Here is a 23,968-nt window from a genome sequence, read left to right on the forward strand (position 1 = left end):
GGGCCATGCTGGTGGTGGGTCTGTTGGTGGTGGTAGGAGGGTCAGAGACAGGCGTTTCACCGGGCCTCTTCCCTCCTCCTTTGCTCTACCATTCAAGCTGATGAGCCTGGCGAGGATTGGCGTGGCAGCAGTCCTAATAAACGCGCGAGCCACAGGCGCCAGCCACGCAGGGCGGGGGGCTTGAGGGCTGGCTGTGACGACATCTGGCCCAGGTTGCCGTAGCTGGCAGCCAGATCAAGCAAGCGCTGCCGTGCCTCTTCGTGGCGAGCGCGTTCGGCCTCTAGTCTGGCCTGAGTCTGATAGCGCTCTTCTTGCTCGGCGATGGCATGCAGAAAGTGCTCACGGCGAATGAAAAACTGCTGTTCATCGTCGCTGGACTGGACTGCCTGTCTCGCAGAAGCGATCTCGCTAGCTGTTTGGACCTCCTGTTTCTCCTCACTGACCTGTACCCGTCCTACCTGCTGCAGGCGTGGCTCAATCCAATCGTGTAGGGCCAGCATTGAGGCTCGGCGACAGATGGCCTCAATATCGGCACCGCTACGACCTGGTGTCAATTGGGCCAGCTCTGCCAGACTGACATCGGCTGCTAGAGGTTTGCCACGGGTGTGTACAGCGAAAATTGCCTGGCGGTCGGCCTCGTCGGGATAGGTCAGCTCGACGATCAGGTCAAAGCGGCCAGGACGGAGCAGGGCTGGATCAATCAGCTCGGGGCGATTGGTAGCTGCCAGCACAATGACACCTGTGCGTCCCTCGATGCCATCCAGCTCTGTCAAGAGCTGGGCGATCACGCGATCCCCGACATGACTGTCCAGCTCGGCACCGCGTCGTGGGGCCAGGGCGTCGATCTCGTCGAAGAAGATGATGCAGGGGGCCGCCTGTTTGGCGCGCTTGAAGATCTCACGTACTCCCTTCTCTGATTCACCGACCCATTTTGAGAGCAGCTCAGGGCCTTTGATAGAGATGAAACTAGCGTTGCACTGGTTGGCCAGGGCGCGCGCCAACAGGGTTTTTCCGGAGCCTGGGGGACCAGCCAGGAGCACGCCACGAGGCGGTTCTACCTTGGCCTTGCTGTAGATCTCGGGGTAGCGCAGCGGCCACTCAACGCCCTCAGTCAGCAGCCGCTTGGCATGGGTCTGCCCTCCAATGTCATCCCAGGTTGTTTCACTGACCTCTACATAGACCTCGCGCGTCGTTGATGGCTCGATCTCACGCAGGGCGGCCTGAAAATCGGCCATCGTGATATTGAGATTCACCAGCGTCTCGAACGGAATATAGCCGCTCTGGTAGTCAATGTAGGGAAGCACGCGGCGGAGCGCGATCATGGCCGCCTCCCGACAGAGTGCCTCCAGATCGGCTCCCACAAAGCCGGGCGTTAGCTGGGCCAGGCGTGCGAAATCGACATCGTCCGCCAGCGCCGCATCGCGGGTATGGATGCGTAGGATCTCCATGCGTCCATAGAGATCGGGAACGCGCAGAGCGATTTCACGGTCGAAACGGCCTGGCCGGCGCAGCGCTGGATCAAGCGCATTCGGTTGATTGGTGGCGCCAATTACGACAACCTGGCCGCGGGAGGCCATTCCATCCATCAGGGCCAGCAATTGGCCGACAATGCGGCGCTCAACTTCGCCGCCCATTTCGGAGCGGCGCGGAGCCAGCGCATCTAGCTCATCAATAAAGATAATGCTGGGAGCGCGTCGCTGGGCTTCCTGGAAGACCTCACGCAAACGCGATTCGCTCTCTCCGTAGAACTTGTTGATGACCTCCGGTCCGTTAATCACAAAGAAAGCGGCATTCGTTTCAGAAGCCACGGCGCGCGCGATCAGCGTTTTGCCGGTGCCCGGTGGGCCGTAGAGCAGCACTCCCTTGGGCGGCTCTACCCCCAGGCGGTCAAAGACCGCCGGGTACTTGAGCGGCAGTTCAATCATTTCGCGAATGCGCTGTAACTCCTTACCCAGGCCTCCGATGTCTTCATAGCTGACGCGTCCTGAACCGCCTGGGCGTCCGGCGCCGCGGGCCTGAGCGCGGACAACGGTGCCGGGTTGAACGATGACTGCCTCAACTTCCGCACGCTCGTTCTGCTCAGTGAGAGAAGCGACCGGCGTACCTTCGAGCTGCGAACGGCGGGAGGCGTAGCTAGGTGTGGCTGGCACAGTGCCAATGATCAAAAATTCACGGCTGGCTGTGCCTGGCAAGTTGAGACGCAGCAGGTCGCCCGTCACCACCGGCAGACCTACCAGGTAGCGCGCGATATACTGCAGATCGCTCTCTTGGATAGGTGCCCCGCGGCTCAGGGGCAACAGCGTGATCTTCTCTGCTCGCTGCACCCGCGCCTTGCGTACCGTGACGCGCTCTCCCAGGCCTGCATCGCTGTTCTGGCGCACCTGGCTATCCATCTGGATGATGCGCTGCCCACGTTGCTGCGGCACTCCTGGCAGCAACCTGGCGGCAGTGGTGCGTGCACCCGTAATCATGACGATGTCGCCCGGTTGGCAGCCCAACGCTTCTATATCGCGTGGATCAACGCGAGCAACTCCACGCCCAACCTGCAGGCCTTCGACAACAATAAACTGAAGGCCTTCTTCCTCACTCGTTGCAGCCTTTGTACCCTCATGGGCCTCCGCTGTGCCCGACCCTTTGCCGCTGCTGGTCGTTGCTGAGATCTCTGCCTCTTGATCCAGACGGCTAGTGACCCTTCCGGTCCCTCTGTTGCTGGACCCACTGCCACTATGATGCTGAGGCTCCTCCATTGCTCAATTCCTACTCTTTCGCTGAATAACCGCTTGTCTGGCCTATCTCTGAGAAATAGCTGGCTTGCTAGCAGCGTGCTCTTTCTCTCTCTCCATTTACGCTGCAGCCTGGGTCAAGGTTAAAGATCGCTGAAGGCCTGGGCCTGGCGGACAGATAGCCCTGCCGAAGCAGGTCGCTGCTTATTGCTACCAGCCAGAGGGCGATCTGAAGCAGTTCAAGAAAGTGATGTCTGCTCTTCAGCGAGCAGTGCGAGCATGCCAAAGCGTGGTACGGGCGTCGCGGCTAGAGGTATGGCCGGCCTCGATGATAGTACGGCGCAGAAAATAGCCACCGATAAGAACCAGGAGCGAGAGCAAGAAGCCGCTCAAGCTGAAGCGACCGCGCTCCGACTGGCTGGTCAAGGCTTCAGCGCTTGCGCCCTCTTTGGGGCTACGGTGTATCAGTAGGCGCCACGTCTGGAGCAGCCAGGGAAGCAGCAGGCCCCCGGCAACCACGAAGCGCCAGAAACGTGGACCGTGCTCGGCAGGACCACTGCCTACCAAGACGCGGGCGGCGCGTCCAGAGCCACGCAGGAAGACAGCCAGACCAAGCATCTCACTAAGGAGAGCGCCCCACTCCAGGCGCTCCAATTTATGCAGTGCGGCGGCTGGCGCGGCACTCAGGCGTAACAAGAGAGTGATCAGCGCTGAGCTTGTAGAAATGGCTGAGGAAATGAAGACGGCGCCCAGCATCTTGCTCCGCGACCAGAGCGGAATGCTGGTCGCGGCCAATAGCACGCCGGTGTAGCCTCCCAGAAAAAGCGAAAGTGCCATACCTGGCAACGCCAGCAGGCGCTGGGGCAGGCGAGCCAGCCAGCGTGCTCCCCACCAGTGACCCAGCCACTGATCGCGTGCGGCCTGGATCATGGCCGTCAGACCGCTAAAGAAAGAGAAGCTTACCAGGCACCAGACGCCCATTGACATAGGCGAGCGCACTTTGAACATGCGTAGCATATTCAAAAAGCGTTCAGGGCGTCCCAGATCCTTAATCAGCAAAAGTGGACAAGGCAACAGCGCAAGCAACGCAAGATAATAGCCAGTTCGACGCGTCGCGCGATCCTCGGGGCCGCCGAAGAGCGCTGCCAGGCTGGCGATGAAATAGCAGCCAGCCGCCAGGCCTCCCAAGAAGAAGTACCAGACGATTTCCCAGCGCCAGACTGGCTCTTTGAGAGCCGGGTAGTCATAGTACGTTGGCTCTCGCTGTTCCCGCTCAGGATCTGGACGATAACCCGTGCTGAGCAGCGCCAGGTGCTCAACCCAGCCGTTGCTGTCAGAGAGCCGCCCAAGCCGTTGCGCCAGCATGCGACCTGTAGTGAGCCAGGCGGAAACGCTATGCCTCTCTAGCTGCATCGCTTCTTATCGCCTCCTGAACGAAAAGATGCCGAATAGGCTCAATGCCAGCGCCGCCAGAACTGTCCAGAGCGAGGCTGGCAGGACATGCTTGCTGGGACGGGATGGACGTTCGGGAAGATTGTAGACCGCCGGCTCATCCAGCAAGAGAAAGAAGGCATGCAGGCCGCCCTCCAAAATGCCATCGTCGGCCCCATAAAGGCGTGCCTCGCGCACACCACGCTCATGCAACTGGGCCAGGCGTGCCTCCGCTTGCTGGCGTAGCTGATCGACCGGGCCGAACACGATGGAATCCGTTGGGCAGACCTTAGCACAGGCTGGTTCCAAACCGTCCTTCAGACGGTCATAGCACAGTGTACACTTGCGTGCCGTTCCCCCCAGAGTATCGCGAGCGATCACCCCGAAGGGGCAAGCAACCACGCAATAGCCGCACCCATTGCAGATGTCCTGCTGGACATAGACAGTATCGAACTCGGTGCGGATAATTGCCCCCGTCGGGCAGGCTTCAAGACAAGGGGCATTGGCGCAATGTTTACAGACGTCGCTCAGCATCAGCCAGCGATCAGGATTGAAGAAAGGCAGCTCGCTGGAAAGTGTGGCTGTTCCATTTGGGCTGGCCCCAGCGTAGTCGCCTTCCTCGCGGCGCCCGATGCGTTCGATAAAGAGCACATGACGCCAGTTGATCGCGTTCAACTCGCGCGTATTATCATAACTGGTGCCTGCCCAGACTGGTTCACGCGCCGGAAGCTGATTCCATTGCTTACAGGCAATTTCACAGGCTTTACAGCCAATGCACAGGCTGGCATCGGTAAAAAAGCCCACTGCTGTCTGCGGAGGGGGGGGCTCCTCCTTGTGCAGCGGCTCCAGCAAGGCGCGCAACTGCTTAAGCACTCCAGGCAGGGATCTCGCTGCTTCAACCGCCATAGTTTTCTCTCCTGTTTTAACCAACAAGCCCAAGCCAGAGCGGGAACATTCGGCGTGGGAGGACGACTCAAGCACCTGAGCCGTCCTCCTGGCGCAACGGCTAAGCGGCGCTGGCGCGCTCTGCCATACCGCTCGATGAGCGCTTAGCGTCTGCCTCGTGCTGGGCGCACATCGCAGAGGAAGGCTTTCGCCTCTTCGATGCTGACATTTGGCTCAAGGACCATATGCGTCAAGTCATTCGTGATGCTGCCAGTAGCCTTGCCCTGGAAGCCCCAGTGGAAGGGAAGCCCGATCTGATGAACGATGCGTCCATTGAGTCGCAGAGGACGCAAGCGCCGCGTGACCAGAGCGCGGGCCTCGATCTCGCCGCGAGGTGTGGCAATGATCACCTGATCGCCATGACGGATCTGACGTTCCGCTGCCAGCTCAGGACTGATCTCCACAAAAAGGGCCGGCTGCAGAGCATTCAACCACGGAAGCCAGCGCGTCATTGGACCACTCAAGTGATGTTCCGTCAGGCGATAGGTGGTGGCCACAATCGGATAGCGCTCGTCGCCGATCGCCGCCAGACGGTTATCTGGACGATCGCGGTAGTAGCGAGCTGCCGGATTGCTCTGACGATGATAGAGCGGGTTGGCAATGGGAGCCTCGGCGGCCTCATAGTGCGTCGGCAGCGGACCATCCTTCAGGCCACTTGGCGCGAAGAGCCAGCCTTTGCCATCAGGCTTCATAATGAATGGATCACTGCCTGAAAGGGCGTCGATCCCTGTAGCGCCCGGCGGCGGCGTATAGCTGGGCGGCTTGCGCAGCGGGAAGTCCGGCACATCATAGCCGGTCCATTGCCCGCGCTCCTCGTCCCACCAGATATACTTTTTACGTTCCGACCAAGGGCGGCCCTCAGGATCAGCCGAGGCCCGGTTATAGAGAATGCGACGGTTAGCCGGCCAGGCAAAACCCCAGTTAGGGAAGGTATAGCCCGAAGGATCGCGAGAGGCAGCGCGATTGCGCCCTGGCTCTGGATAGACCCCGCTATAGATCCAGGAGCCACAGGCAGTACTACCATCGGCCTTCAACACCGTGAAGTCAGGCACATGCGGCGCCTCGCGCAGGCCATACTCCTTGCCATCGGGGGTGCGCGCATAATAGCCGTTGATCTCCTTCAACACCAACAGGGCATCAGGTTCATCGGGAATACGCGAACCTGGTTCAGGCCTGTCGCGCTCGTAGTCCCAGGTCAGGGCCTTGATGGGAAGGTCCCGTTCATAGGGACTATCGGCGTAGAGTGCCTTCAGGCGCTTACCGAGGTGATAGACAAACCAGAGATCGGAGCGCGCATCACCTGGCGGATCGACAGCCTTATCGCGCCACTGTAGCAAGCGCTGTGTATTAGTAAAAGTCCCCTCCTTCTCCGTGGAAGCGGCGGCAGGCAGCAAGAAGACCTCAGTTTTGATCTGCTTGGGATCAACTGCCTCGCCTTCAGGCCCGCGATACCAGAAAGCTGCTGACTCCACCTCGTAGAGGTCGCGCACCACCAGCCAATCGAGCTGGGCGAGGGCCTTGCGCTGCATGCGGGCGTTGGTGCTGCCAGCAGCGGGATTCTGACCGAAGAGGAAATAACCGCGCACCTTGCCGTCGAGCATCTCGTAGCTCGTTGCCAGATGCGAATGATCGCCGATGATCTTCGGCAGGAAGCGATAGCTACGCTCCCCATTCTCCTCATCGGCATATGTGCCGTACCAGGCCTTCAGTAGACTGCGAATATAGGCAGGAAGATTGGCCCACCAACCTGTTTTCTGACCAACGGCTGCGATATATTCAGTCAGGGTCTGCTGTGAAGGCCCGACCGGCCTCATCTCCTCTCCGGCCACCGGCGCCTGAACCTCCTCAGATCGCGGGCGCCTGGTTCCCGGGCCGGGAGCAAGCAGAGCTGCAGGCTGCGGCATATAGCCCGAGAGCAAGTCATAGAGCGTTGGCACATCGGTCGATCCCTGGATCGAGGCATGACCGCGGAGGGCCATCACGCCTCCGCCTGGGCGTCCGATATTGCCCAGCAGCAGCTGCAGCATGGCTGCCGTGCGAATAATCTGCACACCCTTTGATTGCTGCGTCCAGCCCACGGCGTAGCAGATGGCGCTGGTCCGCTCACGACCCGAATTGGCGATCAAAGTATCGACCACTTGCTGCCAGAGCGCACGTGGTACCCCACAGACCTGCTCAACCAGTTCAGGCGTATAGCGTGCGTAGTGGCGGCGCATGATCTGGTAGACGCAGCGCGGGTGCTCCAGCGTTGGATCGCTCAATGGGCGACCATCGGCGTCACGCTCGTAGTCCCAACTGGTCGGATCATAGGTACCGGTCTCAGGATCGTACCCTGAGAAGACTCCATCGAGATCCTCAGTATCGCGAAAATCCTCGCGGATGAGCGTTGCGATGTTCGTATAGTGCAGTACATACTCCTGGAAGAAGGCCTTATTCTCCAATAAATAGCGAATAATGGCCCCGAGGAAAACAATATCGCTTCCTGCACGAATGGGGACATAAAGGTTAGCAAGCGCGGAAGTACGTGAGAAATGCGGATCGATATGAATAACCTTTGCGCCGCGCTCTTTCGCCTTCACAACATTGGCGAAGGCCACCGGATGGGCTTCCGCCATGTTGCTGCCCATAATCAAGATGCAGTCGCTATTGACAAGGTCCTGTGGGAAGGTCGTGGCTCCGCCACGCCCGAGTGTTGTGCCCAGACCGGGCACTGTTGAGCTGTGTCATATCCGGGCCTGGTTCTCGATGGAGACGATGCCCAAGGCGCCCGTGAAGAGCTTCTTCATCAAATAGTTCTCTTCCACGTCGAGCGTGGCACCGCCCAGCGAGGCAATCGCCAGCGTGTGATTAACCTCGCGCCCATCGGGAAGCCGCTCGACAAAGGTGGCATCGCGCGTTTGTTTGACACGCAGCGCAATCTGCTCCATTGCCCAGTCGAGCGACTTCTCTTCCCAATGATCACTATAGGGGGCGCGGTAGAGCACGCGCGTCAGGCGGCTGGGATTGACTGTATACTGGAAGGTGGCGGCTCCCTTGGGGCAAAGCGTTCCGTGATTGATAGGACTCTCAGGGTTCCCCTCGATATCAATCACCTGGCCGTCCTTCACATAGACATTGAGGCCGCACCCTACAGCGCAGTAAGGGCAGACACTATGAACAACGCGCGCATCACGAATGCGCGGCCTTTTCTGGCGGCTCTCGGCGCTGAACGGTTGGCGCTTTGAGCCGATCTCCAACACCTCATCTGCGGCCTCTGCGACCGTCTTCACCAGCGATGGCCACATAGTAAAAGCTCCTTGTGCACCTTCGCGCTTCCTAGCTGACATAGGCACATTCCTTTCCGTTCTATACTCCCACCCGGAGTTCATTGAGCAGAACAGGCAGGCTTAGAAGCGTAGAACGCCGCTCCCTTCAGCATCTTCGGCATCTCTGAGCGAGGAACAGAATCATTATGGCACGGGCGAGAAGCGATTTCCAGTCCCTGGAGTAGCTTTCTCCCCTCCGTAGGCAGACAGACAGCATCCGAGAAAATCAACCTGGCCAGATTGGGCCACTGTCTCTATCAGCGCTCTGCTCCTGGTACAATCAGCTACGGACTTGCTAAACCGGGCCATAGCGGGCTATAGTAATCACATATTTGAACCGACCTAAAATACAGAGAGCTATTTTGATACACTCTGGGGCAACATAACCTGCTCTGGAGGTAACAAGTTGTAAGAAGGGTTTGAAGGATGCATGGATAGGTCTCCTGAGCATAAGCACGAATCACCATCGAGAAACAAACGTCGCTTCTCGCTAAGGACCTTCTGGAAACAGAATCCCTGGTTGCGGCTTATCCTGCCGTTGATTGTAGTAGGGGTAGTCTTATTTGTCCTGCTGACCATGCGTGTTGTGCGTAGCCCGTTGCTCGGCTCGACCACGCATGAAATACCGATCAGCGCCTTGCTAGATATGGCCGATCGTCACCGTCTCAAGACTGCCCTTATCAGCGGCAGTGATGTCTACGCCCGTGATCGGAGCGGTGAGCAATATCATGCTTTAAAAGAAGAGGGGCAGACTCTGACCGACCTCCTACGGCGAGACGGGATTACCGTGACGGTCGACAATGGGCAGCATACAAGCTGGCAGCAAGGGTTAGTCTATCTTTTCTTTGTAGCCCTGGTTGTCGGAGGAGCCTTTTTCCTCCTGCGGCGTGCGGGTCCTGGCGCCTCAGCTCTACCTTTCGCTCGCTCGCGGGCCCGGCGCTTTCACGAGGGTCGCCCTTCAATTCTCTTCAAGGATGTTGCTGGCGTAGAAGAAGCCAAAGTTGAACTAGAGGAAATCGTTGAATTCCTCAAACAGCCAGAGCGTTTCCGAAGCATAGGCGCCCGCACCCCACGTGGTGTACTGCTAGTGGGAGCACCGGGCACAGGCAAGACGCTGCTGGCGCGCGCAGTCGCAGGTGAGGCGGGCGTACCTTTCTACAACGTCAGCGGCTCAGAATTTGTTGAGATGTTCGTCGGTGTTGGCGCGGCGCGCGTACGAGACCTTTTCCGCGAGGCGCGAGCCCATGCTCCTTGCATCATCTTTATTGATGAGATCGACGCTGTCGGTCGGCAACGCCATGCCTCGGTGGCCAGCGGCAACGATGAGCGAGAGCAGACCCTCAATCAATTGCTTGTCGAAATGGACGGTTTCGAGAAGGATAGCAGCGTTGTTGTCATCGCCGCCACGAACCGACCTGATGTCCTTGATCCAGCCCTGCTGCGTCCCGGTCGCTTTGACCGTCAGATTGTCCTTGATAAGCCAGATCTGCGGGGGAGGCTGGCAATTTTGGAGGTCCATGCCCGTGGCAAACCCTTAGCGGAGGATGTTGATCTGCAGCGCATTGCTCGCCAGACAGCGGGTTTCTCGGGGGCTGACCTGGCTAATCTCCTCAATGAGGCGGCGCTGCTAGCAGCTCGGCGACGGCGTGAGACCATCGGCAACGCCGAACTGGAAGAGGCTATTTTGCGAGTGATGGCTGGGCCAGAGCGTAAAAGCCGCGTTATTACGGAGGCCGAAAAAGCCATCATTGCCTATCATGAGGTCGGCCATGCCATAGTCATGCGCTCACTCCCTGGAGCAGATCCTGTGCGTAAAGTCACGGCCATTGCGCGTGGCATGGCGCTGGGGATTACGCTTCAGGCGCCGCTAGAAGACCGCTATCTCTTGCGCCGCTCTGAGCTACTGGCGAAGATGGCCGGCGCTATGGGGGGCCGGGCTGCCGAAGAGTTAATCTTCGGCGATATCACAACCGGCGCCAGTCAGGATATTGAGTATGTCACCGAGCTAGCGCGTCGCATGGTCTGCGAGTTCGGCATGAGCGCCCTGGGAAATGTAGCCCTCAAGATGAGCGAAGATGGCACTACCCTGATTAGTCCCGAGATGGCGGCACGCATCGATGAGGAGGTCGCACGCCTGGTAGAGGAAGCTCATCAGACGGCTCTGAAGATCCTCCGCGAGAAGCGCGACAAGCTGGTTGCCATTGCTGAACGCTTGATCGAGGTCGAAACGATCGATGGCGAGGAGCTGGATGCTATGCTCTTTGCTGCCTGAGTGGGGAGTCATTGCGAACCATGACACGCACCTTTCTTGCTCTCAATCTCGGCCCCGAGCTGCAAGCCTTTCTAGGCCGCGCAATCGCCCGCGGCACGCATCTTTTACCTGCGGCACGCTGGGTTGAGCCTACTTCGCTGCATGTGACGCTGGCCTTTCTGGGGGAATTGAGTGATGAGCAACTGGCGCAAGCCATTGAAGCCGGTGAGGCCGCAGCGCGGCAGGTGCCGCCGTTCAGCTATCGCTTAACCGGGCTCGGAACCTTCGGACCGGCGCGCGCGCCACGGGTGATTTGGATGGGGATCGAGGACCCCTCGGGGCAGATGCTGACCTTGCAACAGGCACTGGTGCGCGAGCTCCAGGCGCGGGGCTTTCCGCCAGAGGCGCGCCCTTTTTCTCCACATCTGACGCTAGCGCGCCTCAAGGCCCCCCTCTCGCGCGAGGAGCAGCAAGCTTTACAGCGCTTGCTCTATGAGATCCGCGTCCCAACCTCGCTACCGGAGCAGACCGTCGAGTCTCTGGATGTGATGAAAAGCGAGCTATCGCGAGCGGGCGCCCGCTACAGTTGCTTGCATCGCGTGCACCTTGCCTCGCCGGAAAGCAACAGCAGCTAGTCCGCAGGCTTGAGGCTTGGACCAGGCTGCAAGGGGGGTGAGAGAAGACAGCACCTGCCATCAGAAAGTGCTGTCGCCTTGATCGTAGCCAGCCTGTCTACCACACCCCCCTAACGCCCTGTCACTGCAGAAACATAAGAGCCATAGGCCTCCTATCTTGGCTTCTTGGGAAAGGGCTTCTCAAGATAAGCAAGACTCTGGGGCGGCCTCTCATCTGCGTTGATGACCCTCTACGCTCCTCCTAAGAGGGGCAAAAAGCGATTCAGGGGTTGACAAACTCCGGCAAGTGGTGTATCCTCTCAGACAGCAGGACCCGCTACAAAGAAGTGGCTGCGCTAGGGTGGTGAGGAGGGAAGGAGAAAAAGAGCAGATACAGGGTTCGCAAAACGCCTGGCAACGATGCCCGCAGTCAGTTACCTCCAAGACGCCGCGCGTGCTCTTGCGCTCTTTCCTGCCTAATGCTGGCTGGCCTGAGATACGTTCTAGGGGATGTCAGCAAGGCCAGTCGCTAGCGGAGAGATGGTCGCAGGGCAGGATTTGAGGCGATGGTCTGCCTCAAGCTGTTGAGCGCTTCTTGCAAGCAAGAATCTCTCTGGCTGCTGAGACACTCGTCCCTCCAGAGAGGATAATCTTTTCCTACGTTAAGCTGAGCGATTGCGCGGAGCGGAAGTACAGACAGCAAGCAGAAGATCACGAGATTCTCTGAGAGAAGGAGCCAGTGAGCATGTCAGCAGCGTGTTGCACCGGCAACCAGCGGGCCGAAACACTGTCCTGGGCTGAACAGCCGATGACAGGCTGTCGCTCTGCTGCCACTGCTGCATGGAGTGGCAAGGGGCATACTGCTGCTATGATGGTTGCCGCGGCTATGGCTGCTGCTATGATGGCTGGGTTCTTCCTCATTCTGCAAATCGGCGTCTTGACGCCGATTTCTTTATTTAGTACCCCTCTAACTATTGCAATTGCGTCGACGCTCCTCCTTGTAGGGCTTGTGCTTCTTATTGGCCTTACCCTTAGCGGGTTGGTAAGCCTTACAGGCCTTAGCCTTGTAACGCTTACCACGGGCCTTACGCCTGGCACGCCGAGAGGAGAGTAGCGGGAGCAACGACGCAACCCGATCCAGCGCAGGTAACCTAACGAGGGCCTCCCGGCAGGGCGGTTCCTCGTTTTTTATTGCTTGCAGGGCGTTTTCGCAGCATTCTCACAAATCAATAGCCGGTCTCAAAGGTCTATCACAGTCGAATCTCTAGCGAGCTATGCAGGGACGCCCCTAAGCTAAGGAGGAAGGTAGTATGACAACAACTGCGACGGTTACTCAGGAGTCAGGAGATGCTCGTAGGGCCAGCATGTCTGTCACTGACGAGGCGCGAGAGCTGGCCGGCAGTCACATTCTCTGTGAAGCTCTGGTGCGCGAGGGCGTAGAGTTACTGTATGGTTACCCGGGAGGGGCGATCATGCCCTTCTACGACGCGCTTCCGGCCTATCCGCAACTGCATCACGTGCTGGTGCGCCATGAGCAGGCGGCGGCGCATGCTGCCGATGGCTACGCCCGCGCTACCGGCAAGGTAGGCGTCTGCGTGGCGACCAGCGGCCCGGGCGCTACCAACCTGGTCACTGGCCTGGCCACTGCATACATGGACTCTACGCCCGTGGTTGCCATCACGGGCCAGGTGGGTCGTCCCTTCATTGGACGCGACGCTTTCCAGGAGACCGATGTCCTAGGCCTGACGCTCCCCATCACCAAGCACAATTTCCTGGTCAAGCGCGTCGAGGAGCTGGCTGATGTGGTTCATGAGGCCTTCCAGCTCGCCCGCAGCGGGCGCCCCGGTCCCGTGCTCATTGACGTTCCCAAGGATGTTCAGTTTGCCAAGACCCTCTATCGTCCCGCGGCCTCCGTGCGCTCTATCGAGCTGTACCGCGCGATGCGTGTGCCTCAGCCCGAGCCTGAAGCCATTCAACAAGCTGCTCGCCTCATCGCTCAGGCGCGTCGTCCAGTCATTATGTCTGGTCATGGCGTCATCCTTTCAAATGCCTATGCTGAGTTGCGCGCCCTGGCTGAGAAAACCAACATCCCAGTGATCACCACGCTTCTGGGCCTGAGCGCCTTCCCTGTTGATCATCCGCTTTTCCTGGGCATGCCGGGCATGCATGGGCCAGCCTTTGTGAATCGGGCGATCGGCGTCACTGACCTGATTATCGGTGTCGGTCTGCGCTTCGACGACCGCGTGACCGGCAAGGTCAGCGAGTTTGCTCCCAAGGCGCAGATTATCCACATCGATATTGACCCGTCGGAGCTGAACAAAGTCAAGCCGGCGGCAGTGCCAATCCTGGCTGATGCCAAGACTGCTCTAGCGGCTTTGGTCGAGGCAGTTGAGCCGGGCGACCACCATGAGTGGCTCCGTGAACTGCGCCAGTGGGAGGCTGAGGAACAGGAGCGCTCCCGCCGCTTGCGCCGTCCCGTCCCCTATCCCACACCGACTGATATTCTGGATGCCATCTACGAGGTCACTGATGGTGAGGCCACGGTGGTCAGCGATGTGGGCCAGCACCAGATGTGGACAGCTCGTTTCTACAAGTGGACCCATCCCAACAGCCATATCACCTCCGGCGGCCTTGGCACGATGGGCTTCGCTCTGCCGGCAGCGATGGGGGTCAAGATGGGGCGGCCCGAAGCTACCGTTTGGGTAGTGGCCGGCGATGGCGGCATTCAGATGAATATCCAGGAGCTAGCGACAATCCGCGACGAGGGCGTTGAGATCAAAGTGGCCATCATGAACAATGGCTACCTCGGCATGGTGCGCCAGTGGCAAGAGTTTTTCCATCAGCGCAACTACTCCGAGACCCCCATTAGCAGCCCCGACTATGTCAAGCTGGCCGAGGCCTATGGGCTGACTGGTATGCGCGTGGAGCGGCGCGAAGACGTCCGGGATGCCGTGCGGAAGGCGATGCAAACCCCCGGCACCGTCATTATCGACTTCGCCATCGAGGCAGAGGCCAATGTCTACCCGATGGTGCCGCCTGGAGCTGCCATCACTGACATGATTATCGAACATGAGTAAGAGATAGGTGTGTGAGGCGAGACGGAAGGATGGGATTAAACATGACAGAGCAGGCTATTGCCTCAGCGCGGGCTGGACAGGCAGATGCACCCCAGGGATGCGCGCGTCTTTACACGCTGGTCTTGCTCGTCGCTGATCGCCAGGGAGCTATTGACCGTGTGGTCAATGTGCTGCGTCGTCGGCGAGCTAACATGCGCACGCTCGTCGTGAGTCCGAGTGAGGAGGCAGGCATGGCGCGGGTCACAGTGGTCGTCGACGATGCTGAAGTCGGTGCCGAGCATCTCTGCGAACAGCTGCGCAAGATTGTTGACGTGCGCCAAGTGCTGTGCTTCCCGGCTGGGCAGGCGATCGAGCGGGAGCTGGCGCTGGTAAAGGTCAACTGCACCGCCGCCAATCGCAGTGAGATCATTGAGCTGGGTCAGCACTTTGGGGCGCAGGCCATCGATCTGGCACCCGAGACGCTCACGCTACAGGTCACCGGCAAGGGTGAGCAGGTGGAGCGGCTCTTGGAGCGGCTCCAGCCCTATGGCATTCGCGAACTGGCGCGCAGCGGTTGTCTGGCAATTGCGCGCGATGAATAGGAGGAGGAGCAGTCAATGGCGAATATCTACTACGATGCTGATGCCAATCTTGAGCTGATTCAGAGCAAGCGCGTGGCGGTCATTGGCTATGGCAGCCAGGGCCACGCTCACGCCCTCAACATGCGCGATAACGGCTGCAATGTCGTGGTTGGCTTGCCGGCGGGCAGCAAGAGCCGCGAGAAGGCCGAAGCCGATGGGCTGCAGGTCATGACCACCGCTGAGGCGGCGGCTCAGGCGGACATTATTATGCTGCTGATCCCCGATCAGTATCACCGCGAGGTATTTGAGCGCGATATCCGACCGGGCCTGGCCCCAGGCAAGATGCTGATGGTCGCCCACGGCTTCAGCATCCATTATTCGCAAATTGTGCCGCCGCCCGATATCGATGTGGCAATGGTGGCCCCCAAAAGCCCCGGTCATATGATGCGCCGCCTGTTCACCGAAGGCGTAGGCGTACCGGCTCTCTGGGCGGTCTATCAGGATGCGACTGGCCAGGCCGAGGCACTGACCTTGGCCTACGCCCGCGCCGTGGGTTGCACGCGCGCTGGCGTGCTGCGCACAACCTTCGCCGAGGAGACGGAGACCGACCTCTTTGGCGAGCAGGCCGTACTCTGTGGCGGCCTGACGGCTCTGATCCGCGCTGGCTTCGAGACGCTGGTTGAGGCTGGTTATCAGCCCGAAGTGGCTTATTTTGAGTGCCTCCACGAGATGAAGCTGATCGTTGACCTCATGTATCAGGGTGGCATGAGTTATATGCGCTACTCGATCAGCGATACTGCCGAATACGGCGACTACGTCTCTGGCCCGCGCCTCATTAATGAGCAGGTGCGCAACGAGATGCGCAAAATTCTGCGCGAGATTCAAGATGGCACCTTCGCGACGCGCTGGATTCTGGAGAATCAGGCCGGGCGTCCGGCCTTCCAGGCTATGCGCCGCTCCAACGCGCAGCACCAGATCGAGCAGATCGGCAGTGAGCTGCGCGCGATGATGCCCTGGCTCAAGCCTGTAGACAAGCGGCCCGAAATCGCTGGGCCAACGAAGAAGTGAGGAAAGAAGCGGCCTGAATTGACTCGCCGGTGATCGGCTCGTCTAGCCACCGGCGCGCTCATCAGCTTGCCTGCGCTTGCGGGCGGCGAGACGCCGACAAATGGCCTCTCGTCGCCTGGTGAATGGTCACAAGGAGGAACAACAACTATGGGAGATCCTGCGGTAATTCGCGTCTTTGACACGACTCTGCGTGACGGCGAACAGTCGCCTGGCGCCACTATGACGACTGAGGAGAAGCTGCAGGTTGCCGAGCAGCTTGTGCGCCTGAATGTCGATATCATCGAGGCGGGCTTTCCAGCAGCCTCGCCCGGGGACCTGGCAGCGGTGAAGGCCATTGCCCAACGTGTGCGCGGCCACGATGTGGCCGTCGCTGGCCTGGCTCGCGCTAATACCGAGGATATCGACGCGGCCTGGGAAGCCGTCCGCGAGGCAGAACAGCCAGTGATTCATGTCTTCCTGGCAACCTCTGATATCCACCTGAAGTATAAGCTGAGGATCACGCCCGAGGAAGCCCTGGAGCGGGTCAAAGCAATGGTGGCCTATGCGCGCAATCTCTGCCCGCGGGTTGAGTTCTCGGCGGAAGATGCGACACGCAGCGACTGGGAGTATCTCTGCCGTGTCTTCGAGCTGGCGATTAAGGCGGGTGCGACAACGATCAATGTGCCCGATACGGTCGGCTATATCACTCCGTCTGAGTATGAGATGCTTTTCCGCTACCTGCGTGAGCGCGTGCCAGGTATGGAGAATGTGGTGCTGAGCGCGCATTGTCACGATGATCTCGGCCTGGCTACGGCTAATACCCTGGCGGCGATCCGTGGCGGTGCCCGACAGGTGGAGGTGACCATTAATGGCATCGGTGAGCGCGCCGGCAATACGGCGATGGAAGAGGTGGTAATGGCTCTGCGTACGCGCCCGGATGTTTTCCAGGCCGATACGCGCATTAATGCCCGTGAGTTTGTGGCTGCCAGCCAGTTAGTGAGCCGCTTGACTGGCATCCCGGTGCAGCCAAATAAGGCGATTGTGGGCCAGAACGCCTTTGCTCATGAGGCCGGCATCCATCAGGATGGCGTGCTGAAGAATCGCTTGACCTACGAGATCATGACCCCACAGTCTGTCGGCTGGGACGATACGCGCCTGGTGCTCGGCAAGCACTCCGGACGCCACGGCCTCGATGCCCGCCTGCGCCAGCTCGGCTATCGCTTGAATGCTGAGCAGCTCAAAAAGGCCTACGAGCGTTTTATCGCTCTTGCCGATCAGAAGAAATATGTCACTGACGACGATTTGATTTATATCGTCGAAAGCAGTCTGGAGACGCCGTCAGCTATCTGACTTTCCCCCGCCACCTTTCTGGGGCAAAGATCAAATAAGGCGACTCCAGCTCCAAAAGGCTCCATACTGGGAGAGCCGTAGGTCAAGAGATCGCTCCTGGCCCGCAAGGGTGTGTCAAGTATTCTGTTCAGTGACACACCCTTGCGCCTTCTTCCTTTTTGCTGTTCTGTTTGCTTACTTGCTCGTGGAGCGGTTTCTCCCGCCCACTGCCTTGCCTGATTGATCGAAGGAGTGAGGTCGTGACGCAGACACAGAGTTCTCAGGAAGCCACGCCACAGAAAGTCTCAATTCAGGACCCATTGGAGGGCTATGCCTTCTTCGAAGGCCGCTTTGTGCCGATCGCTGAGGCTAAGGTCAGTATTGCTACCCATGCCCTCCAGTATGGCACTGCCTGCTTTGAAGGAATTCGCGCCTACTGGAATTCTAAGCATGAGCAGCTTTATGTACTGAAAATGCGCGAACATTATGAGCGCATGATGCATTCCTGGAATGTGATGCGCTTCAATCTACCCTATACCATCGAGGATCTGGAGCGGATCACTGTTGAGCTGCTACGTAAGCATAACTATCGACAAGATGTCTACATTCGCCCAATCGCCTATAAGGCCTCACTGACAGTGAAGCCACGCCTGACCGGTCTCAAAGATGAGTTTGCGATCTATACCTTTGGCATGGGCAACTATGTAGACATTGATTCCGGCCTGCGCGTTTGTACGTCGAGCTGGCGGCGAGCCAACAGTAATGCCATGCCAGTGCGAGCCAAGGTGACGGGAGGCTACGTCAACAGCGCACTGGCGACCGAGGATGCGCTGGCCAGCGGCTTTGATGAGGCCATCATGCTGACTCATGATGGTTATGTCTCCGAGGGCAGCTCTTGCAATCTCTTTATCCTGCGCAATGGCAAGCTGATTACTCCAGCGCCATCTGAGGATATTCTCGAAGGTATTACACGCAATACATTGATTCAGCTTGTGCGTGATGAATTCGGCTTAATTGTCGAAGAGAGGCGCATTGATCGTACAGAACTGTACGCCAGCGAAGAAATGTTCCTTTGTGGGACAGGCGTTCAGGTTTCGCCCGTCATCAGTGTCGACCATCGTCCCATTGGCAATGGGCGTCCTGGACCTTTCACGATGAAGTTACAGGCCCTCTATCTGGCGGCCTGTCGGGGTGAGAACGAGAAATACCGTCACTGGCTCACACCAGTCTACGAGTAGGGAGGCGCTGCGGAGCGGAACAGGGTTGTCTTTCCTGACATCCGCGCGCGCCAGCTCCAGAGAGCGCGGCGCATGGCTCATAAGGCTGGCTGCTCGCCTGGTAGAGAGGAGAAGCAAAGGGGTGGGGAGATGAGGGGAGACACCCCTGTCGCTCCCAGAGCGGCCCTGGGCGGCTGGTGCTACTGACGAGTAGCCTGAGATCGTGATACAATAAAAACCACTCTTGTCCGCTGGCAAAAGAAAGGAGATGCTTAGAGCAATGGAAGGTCTTGCAGCTGAAAGACAGGAGGCCCGTGGCGATGGCACCGGTATTTCCTGTCGCTTTTACTGTGCTCGTACCGGCCACCTCAGCTAACCTCGGACCGGGTTTCGATAGCCTTGGCTTGGCCTTGCAGCTCTACAATCGCTTTGAGGTTGTAGAAAGTGGCACTGATCCGCAGCATCCTATCATCCAGATTGAGGGGAAGCTGGGGGCAGGCCTTCCCACTGGTCCAGACAATCTATTCTTCCGCGCTTTTTCCTCGGTTTTTGCTTCTAAGGGCCTGGAGCCGCCGGCGGTACGTATTCGCATGGTCATTCAGATTCCGCCGGGGGCTGGGCTGGGCAGTAGTGCGACCGCGGCGGTTGGCGGTGTTGTGGCAGCGAGCGAGTTTCTGCGTCTGCGGGGTCTGACGCTCTCAGAGCAGGAGATTCTGGAACTGGCGGTAGCTAGTGAACAGGGGAATCATCCTGACAACGTAGCGCCGGCTCTCCTGGGGGGATTGGTAGCGACCACGGTCAAGGATGGTAAGATCCATGCTGTCAAGACCCCCTTCCCGGACGCACTGAAGGCGGTCATCTTTACTCCCTCTTTCTCAATGGATACGCTGGCCGGGCGTAAGCTGCTCCCTCCCAGCTATCCCAAAGATGATGTGACCTTCAATACTGGGCGTGTGGCGCTCCTTCTGTCTGCCCTGCAGACAGGACGCTATGAGCTGATCGGCGAGGCTATGCAGGATCGCTTGCATCAGCCCTATCGTCAGGCGCTCTTCCCCGCTATGCCTGATATTATTAATGCTGCGGTGGCTGCCGGTGCTTATGGAGCCTCTCTTTCTGGCGGCGGTTCTTCTCTAATTGCTCTTGCTAGTTCGCGCTTCCAGGAGATTCTGCGCGCTATGCAGGAAGCAGCGCGCGCTCGCGGCGTGGAGGGAACCGGTATGATCTTGCGAGCTGATAAGCATGGGGCGCGAGTGATTAACCCTCGTCATCATCGGGCACGTCGTTCGCGCGCTCGTTACTACGAAGATCAATTCTGCTGGTCGCCCGCCCGACCGGTGAAGGAGGGATCGCTTGGACGCTAGGATCGATGATCGTCAAGAGGGGATGCTGCCTGCTGCGTCCATCCGACAGGCGCTAGAGCAGGTACGCCTGCGCTGTGTGGCTTGCCGGGCCTTCTATCCCGTGCTGGAGCCGGGGCGGACGGCTCGCTATCGCTGCAATTGCGGAGAGGTGCTCGATGTTGAGATTCCTCTTCGCTTGCCAGCATCGCTGCCTACCAGCTCGGGGAGTGCGCCGCTGGATCGTGATCCAGCGGCGGCCTGGCGCCAGCTCTTCGCCGAGCGGGCTGCATTGGTCCCGGGCGCACCTGGTGCCTCTATTGTGCAGCGCAGTGGCGTCTGGCGCTACCGTGAGCTGATCTTGCCGCTGCCCGATGAGGCCATCATCTCGCGCGCTGAGGGAAATACGACTTTGTATGCGGTGGGCAGTGATCAGCAGCAGGAGACGCAGGCCTCGCCTGGCTTGCGACGCATTGGCGACTATGCTGGACTGGCGCAGCTCTATCTGAAACACGAAGGCGAAAACCCAACAGGGAGCTTCAAAGACCGCGGCATGGTTGTAGGCGTAACGATGGCTCGCCTGATGGGGGCGCGAGCCGTCGCCTGCGCTTCAACTGGCAATACTTCCGCCTCGCTGGCCTCCTATGCCGCTCTAGCTGGCCTGCAGGCTTTGGTCTTTCTGCCCGCCGGTCAGGTGGCTGGTGGTAAGCTGGCCCAGACGCTGGCCTATGGGGCACGCATGATCCAGGTCAATGGCGATTTTGATGCCGCTATGCTGCTGGTCGAGCAGGTCTGTGACGAGCTGGGTATCTACCTGCTCAATTCTCTCAATCCTTTCCGTGTCGAAGGTCAGAAAGCCATCGCTTTTGAGTTGCTGCAGCAGCTCAACTGGCAGGCCCCCGACTGGCTGGTCTTGCCAGCCGGCAACCTGGGCAATACTTCGGCTCTGGGCAAGGCTTTCCTGCAGGCGCGGATGCTAGGGTTGATTAGCCGTCTGCCGCGTCTGGCTGCTATCCAGGCCGCCGGCGCCAATCCTTTCTATCTGAGCTACCGTGAGGGCTTTGTCCGGCGCCATGCGGTTCAGGCTCACACGGTGGCCAGCGCCATCAAGATCGGGAACCCTGTTAGCTATAGCCGCGCTCGCCTTGTGATCCAGGAGTGCTCTGGAGTCGTCGAGGAGGTCAGTGATCCAGAAATCCTAGAGGCGAAGGCGGTGATTGACCGCGCGGGAATCGGCTGCGAGCCGGCCTCGGCGGCAACAGTAGCCGGCATTCGTAAGCTTGTCAGGGCTGGTATAATCAAGCCAAGCGAGCGCGTGGTTGCAATCCTCACCGGCAACCTGCTCAAGGATCACCAAACCGGCATTCCACGCGCCGAGACGGTCAGCATTGACCCAGATCTCGCTAGTGTCAGGAGGACACTTGATGCGCTTGGCCCCCTCACCAGCCCATCATGAGGGAAGAACGGTTCAGCAGCCACCAGGGCGCTCTGAGCGGCAGCGCTCCTGGTGGGCCTGGCTCCTAAACCCTGAAGTCCCGTGCCTGCTGCTACTCGCGGCAGGGTTGCGGCTCTTTGGCCTCAATCGGACGGAGTTCGACGATGATCAGGCCACCCTCTTCCGTATGGCTTATGATGCTGTCCATCAGGGCCTGTTGCCTGTAACGAGCAATACAGGCTCGATTGGCTCGCAGCATCCGCCAGGCGTGGTCTACCTTTTAATGCTACCTGCGGCCTTGAGCGCTAACCCGCTTTGGGCCGCCGTGTTTATTGCGCTGCTCAATGTGCTGGCAGTGGTCTTATCTTATTTCTTCTTGTATCGCTATTATGGCCGCTTGGCTGCTATCATTGGCTCCTTTCTCTATGCTTCTGCGGTCCTGCCGGTCAAGTATGCCCGTTTTATCTGGCAGCCAAATATTGCTGCTCCTTTTGTTGTACTATTCTTTCTAGCGCTCTTCCGCGGGGCCGTAGAGCGGCGATCGGGCTGGTTGGGGTGGGCCGTGCTCTGGTTGGCGCTCCTCTATCAAGCCCACGAAGTGAATCTTCTGCTGGTAGTGCCGCTGCTGCTTTGTGTGGTCTTGGTACCTAAGACGGTGCGTTGGCGTGATGCTCTGCTGGCTGGCTTGGCGCTGCTGGTGGTCTTGGCCCCTTCGCTGCTCTGGCTGCTCCTTTCTGGTTTGCAAGATTTACGCTCTACCCTCAGTTTTTCTAATCATCAGACCGGCGGCCTCTCTCTCCAGGCTCTCCGTATCTATCGCCTCTTCATTATTCCCTATGATCAACTTCCTAATCGAGGAGATACGCTTCTTCTGCCGCTACATCGCCTTTTCTCCTGGCTTAAGCTGGCAATGCCGGCTCTGCTGATCTTGGCTGGCTTCTGGCTGCTGCTGCTCATTATCAGAGGACAGAAGGGAAGAGCTGAGCTGAGTAAGGAAGGTGAAGAGCGGGGGCCAGCGCTGGCGCAAGCGCGTCGCTGGTGGCAGCGGCTATGTCAAGCCTGGCAGCTGCTACGCTCGGATGGCCAGCGCTGTGGCGCACTGATTTTGCTCGTCTGGCAGCTTGTTCCTCTGCTGGTATTCTCGCGCTATGGAGGGGAGCTACATACTCAATACCTGCTCCTTCTGATGCCCGGCCCTTTTCTCTTGATTGGCATGGCGGTAGCCCAGGGGATCGCTTGGCTGCGTCTCCAGCAGGGCTGGCTGAGGCGTCTGCGCCTGGCTGGCTATCTCTTTGTCGGGCTGCTTATAGCAGCGCAGAGCCTGGCGGCAAGTGTGAATGTCATTGATACGATTGAAGGTCACTTCGATGATCGTTCTTTTCAGCCCTACCCGTATCATAATGATCTCGCCTCTCTACAGCAGGCTCTAGCTGCCACTGATCAGCTTGCTCAACGTGAGCATCTCTCGCATGCCTATATTACTGTGGACGATGCTACGCGTACTGCCGTTTTCTTTCTCAGCCGTCAAATGCAGACGCCAGTCACACTTTTTGATGCCCGTTGTCTGGTACTCCCAACGACGCGCGCGGTAATGCTGGTCGGTCCTTATGATCCCTGGGTAACGGCTCTACTGCAGCGTTTTACTCAGGCTACGTTGGTGACCAGGCTCCCACGCCCGGGCGGCCTTCCATTCTCTCTCTATGTGGTAGATCCAGGGCCAGTGCAGGCCCAAGCCACCTCTCTTCCAAGCTCCTCCTGGCAACTGAGCGAGCTGCGGGCGCTTTCACGGCAGGCCCAGCCTCTCGTCTTGATGTATAACGGTCAGGCTACCACTTGGTTGATCTCCCCCTGGCAGCTCACGCAGAGTGCGATGCCCGCTTTCAATACAACCTATAGCTATCGTTTTGTTGCCACTGCCGGAGCCTCATCATCTCCAAGCCTGCAAGCAACTTGCAGTTTTAATCGCTTGCAAGCTGGTGAGCGGCTCCTTGTGACCTTCGCTGTAGCCGATCAGGAGACAGTCCCCGCCAGCTTGCTCCTGCGTATTTGGTCATACCGCACCATCTTCTATTGTCCAAGCTATGGTCCTCTGCGGCTAGAGACCTCTATATCGAAGAAAGTAGATTTACATGTATTGCAGACAAAAGCGGGTCTGAGCCAGTTCTTGTTAGCGGTGACTGAAGGAACAGGGCCATAAGAAGAGAAAGGGGCACCAGCAGGCAAGCTCTGGCGCTTATGCCCCCTGGCTGGTACAATGCTCTTAGCAAAAGGAGTTATGGAACTGTGGAACTGTCCTCCGCTGTCCTGGCTATCCTCGAAGGCAAAGCAGGCAAACAACTGCTGAGCGAGGGAGGAAGATGGAAGGTATAGGAGGAGCCAGCGAAACAAGGCCGGGCCAGCGCAGCGAAGTCCTTCAAGAACATGGAAAGAAGGAGACATCTGCTTCTACAATGGATACCGCCGTGGGAGATGCCAGCGGACCCAGTCAAGGCCGTCTTCTGGTTCCTCTACTGGCTGCTGCGCCTCATGGTTCGTCTCTACTGGCTCCCCCTGCTTGTGGGTGTCATCTATGAGAGCCTGCTGAATGGTCTGATTGGGGGAGGCATCACGCTACTAGTCGGTCTAGCGTTCTGGGTAGTGCTCCTGGCCGTACTTAGGGTTATTGACCTGTTGCGTGGGGTCGCCCATGTACTGGCG

The 23,968-nt window shown here is 58.8% G+C and carries 15 protein-coding genes; 11 read left to right on the plus strand and 4 right to left on the minus strand.

Annotated elements, in window-relative coordinates; translation table 11 throughout:
- Positions 1–92: 92 nt before the first annotated feature.
- The 4 genes from IRZ24_RS03705 to IRZ24_RS03720 form a co-directional block, all read right to left on the minus strand.
- On the minus strand, positions 93–2,747 hold the full coding sequence (locus tag IRZ24_RS03705) for a CDC48 family AAA ATPase (RefSeq protein WP_297160599.1): 2,655 nt from the start codon (positions 2,745–2,747) through the stop codon (positions 93–95).
- Positions 2,748–2,984: 237 nt separating this feature from the next.
- Entirely contained in the window at positions 2,985–4,136 is a 1,152-nt protein-coding gene (nrfD, locus tag IRZ24_RS03710; RefSeq protein WP_297160600.1) for an NrfD/PsrC family molybdoenzyme membrane anchor subunit, read from the minus strand.
- A gap of 6 nt (positions 4,137–4,142) precedes the next feature.
- Positions 4,143–5,060 (minus strand): 4Fe-4S dicluster domain-containing protein, encoded by a 918-nt coding sequence (locus tag IRZ24_RS03715; RefSeq protein ID WP_297160601.1) that lies wholly within the window; start codon positions 5,058–5,060, stop codon positions 4,143–4,145.
- Positions 5,061–5,203: 143 nt separating this feature from the next.
- Positions 5,204–8,383, minus strand: a complete 3,180-nt coding sequence (locus IRZ24_RS03720) for a molybdopterin-dependent oxidoreductase (RefSeq protein ID WP_297160602.1) — start codon at positions 8,381–8,383, stop codon at positions 5,204–5,206.
- A gap of 541 nt (positions 8,384–8,924) precedes the next feature.
- Between IRZ24_RS03720 and ftsH the strand changes: the two genes are divergently transcribed.
- The 11 genes from ftsH to IRZ24_RS03775 form a co-directional block, all read left to right on the plus strand.
- The gene (gene ftsH, locus IRZ24_RS03725) at positions 8,925–10,676 is read left to right on the plus strand and encodes an ATP-dependent zinc metalloprotease FtsH (RefSeq protein WP_297160603.1); all 1,752 of its coding nucleotides are present in this window, start codon (positions 8,925–8,927) and stop codon (positions 10,674–10,676) included.
- Between the two features lie 20 nt (positions 10,677–10,696).
- Complete coding sequence (thpR, locus tag IRZ24_RS03730) at positions 10,697–11,290, plus strand: RNA 2',3'-cyclic phosphodiesterase (protein ID WP_297160604.1); 594 nt, start codon at positions 10,697–10,699, stop codon at positions 11,288–11,290.
- Positions 11,291–12,633: 1,343 nt separating this feature from the next.
- Positions 12,634–14,346 (plus strand): biosynthetic-type acetolactate synthase large subunit, encoded by a 1,713-nt coding sequence (gene ilvB, locus IRZ24_RS03735; protein WP_366914228.1) that lies wholly within the window; start codon positions 12,634–12,636, stop codon positions 14,344–14,346.
- 41 nt (positions 14,347–14,387) lie between these two features.
- On the plus strand, positions 14,388–14,927 hold the full coding sequence (gene ilvN / locus IRZ24_RS03740) for an acetolactate synthase small subunit (protein ID WP_297160606.1): 540 nt from the start codon (positions 14,388–14,390) through the stop codon (positions 14,925–14,927).
- A 15-nt stretch (positions 14,928–14,942) separates the two neighbouring features.
- Positions 14,943–15,974, plus strand: a complete 1,032-nt coding sequence (ilvC, locus tag IRZ24_RS03745) for a ketol-acid reductoisomerase (protein WP_297160607.1) — start codon at positions 14,943–14,945, stop codon at positions 15,972–15,974.
- 147 nt (positions 15,975–16,121) lie between these two features.
- The gene (locus tag IRZ24_RS03750) at positions 16,122–17,303 is read left to right on the plus strand and encodes a 2-isopropylmalate synthase (RefSeq protein ID WP_297160608.1); all 1,182 of its coding nucleotides are present in this window, start codon (positions 16,122–16,124) and stop codon (positions 17,301–17,303) included.
- Between the two features lie 239 nt (positions 17,304–17,542).
- Positions 17,543–18,520 (plus strand): branched-chain amino acid transaminase, encoded by a 978-nt coding sequence (locus IRZ24_RS03755; RefSeq protein ID WP_297160609.1) that lies wholly within the window; start codon positions 17,543–17,545, stop codon positions 18,518–18,520.
- A gap of 299 nt (positions 18,521–18,819) precedes the next feature.
- A complete protein-coding gene (gene thrB, locus IRZ24_RS03760) occupies positions 18,820–19,860 on the plus strand; it encodes a homoserine kinase (protein WP_297160610.1) in 1,041 nt (346 codons plus the stop codon).
- On the plus strand, positions 19,850–21,292 hold the full coding sequence (thrC, locus tag IRZ24_RS03765) for a threonine synthase (protein ID WP_297160611.1): 1,443 nt from the start codon (positions 19,850–19,852) through the stop codon (positions 21,290–21,292). The genes thrB and thrC overlap by 11 nt, the downstream gene beginning before the upstream one ends.
- Complete coding sequence (locus IRZ24_RS03770) at positions 21,261–23,468, plus strand: glycosyltransferase family 39 protein (protein WP_297160613.1); 2,208 nt, start codon at positions 21,261–21,263, stop codon at positions 23,466–23,468. The genes thrC and IRZ24_RS03770 overlap by 32 nt, the downstream gene beginning before the upstream one ends.
- Positions 23,469–23,740: 272 nt before the next feature.
- Positions 23,741–23,968: hypothetical protein (locus IRZ24_RS03775; RefSeq protein WP_297160612.1), on the plus strand; the 228-nt coding region annotated here is incomplete at its 3' end.

The sequence above is a fragment of the Thermogemmatispora sp. genome, assembly GCF_019683755.1.
Taxonomy (GTDB): Bacteria; Chloroflexota; Ktedonobacteria; order Ktedonobacterales; family Ktedonobacteraceae; genus Thermogemmatispora.

Bases quoted from the DNA above. Each gene is read 5' to 3' on its own strand.
- IRZ24_RS03705 (WP_297160599.1), bottom strand. From the start codon at position 2,747: ATGGAGGAGCCTCAGCATCATAGTGGCAGTGGGTCCAGCAACAGAGGG.
- nrfD (WP_297160600.1), bottom strand. From the start codon at position 4,136: ATGCAGCTAGAGAGGCATAGCGTTTCCGCCTGGCTCACTACAGGTCGC.
- IRZ24_RS03715 (WP_297160601.1), bottom strand. From the start codon at position 5,060: ATGGCGGTTGAAGCAGCGAGATCCCTGCCTGGAGTGCTTAAGCAGTTG.
- thpR (WP_297160604.1), top strand. From the start codon at position 10,697: ATGACACGCACCTTTCTTGCTCTCAATCTCGGCCCCGAGCTGCAAGCC.
- ilvB (WP_366914228.1), top strand. From the start codon at position 12,634: ATGTCTGTCACTGACGAGGCGCGAGAGCTGGCCGGCAGTCACATTCTC.
- ilvN (WP_297160606.1), top strand. From the start codon at position 14,388: ATGACAGAGCAGGCTATTGCCTCAGCGCGGGCTGGACAGGCAGATGCA.
- ilvC (WP_297160607.1), top strand. From the start codon at position 14,943: ATGGCGAATATCTACTACGATGCTGATGCCAATCTTGAGCTGATTCAG.
- IRZ24_RS03750 (WP_297160608.1), top strand. From the start codon at position 16,122: ATGGGAGATCCTGCGGTAATTCGCGTCTTTGACACGACTCTGCGTGAC.
- thrB (WP_297160610.1), top strand. From the start codon at position 18,820: ATGGCACCGGTATTTCCTGTCGCTTTTACTGTGCTCGTACCGGCCACC.
- IRZ24_RS03770 (WP_297160613.1), top strand. From the start codon at position 21,261: ATGCGCTTGGCCCCCTCACCAGCCCATCATGAGGGAAGAACGGTTCAG.